Source organism: Gluconobacter sp. P1D12_c, from assembly GCF_018812105.1.
Classification (GTDB): domain Bacteria; phylum Pseudomonadota; class Alphaproteobacteria; order Acetobacterales; family Acetobacteraceae; genus Gluconobacter; species Gluconobacter oxydans_A.
Map to the genome: position 1 here is coordinate 1 of NZ_JACSIQ010000811.1, position 370 is coordinate 370.

The 370-nt window shown below is 56.5% G+C and carries 1 protein-coding gene; it reads right to left on the minus strand.

The window, feature by feature from the left end; translation table 11 throughout:
* Positions 1–106: 106 nt before the first annotated feature.
* A partial coding sequence (locus KP705_RS19315; RefSeq protein ID WP_215765482.1) for a Tn3 family transposase occupies positions 107–370 on the minus strand: 264 nt, incomplete at its 5' end.

Genomic DNA, 370 nt, shown 5'->3' on the forward strand with positions numbered 1-370 from the left:
TTCGAGAACCGGAACGCTGACCAGGAGGCGTATTTGGGGTCACGACACGAAAGTGTATTTTACGTACGCTTAGGGTGAACACCTACAGAACCGCCAGCATTGGGGTTCAAGCGACAAGCAGGGATGCAGGCACCCGAAGCGGACGTAACGCGCCCGCTTCGGGCTGCTCATCGACATTCCAGCGATAGTCCCCTGTCAGAGAGATATGCTCCCAGCCGAGGGGTGCAATATGCCGCGCCAGGTCATCGGAAATGCCGAGCGTTGCGATGGCAGACTGAAGATAGCGCGTATTCCATAGGATAACCGCTGCCACCAGCAGGTTTAAACCTGACGCTCGATACGCCTGATTTTCAAAACGCCGATCCCGCAG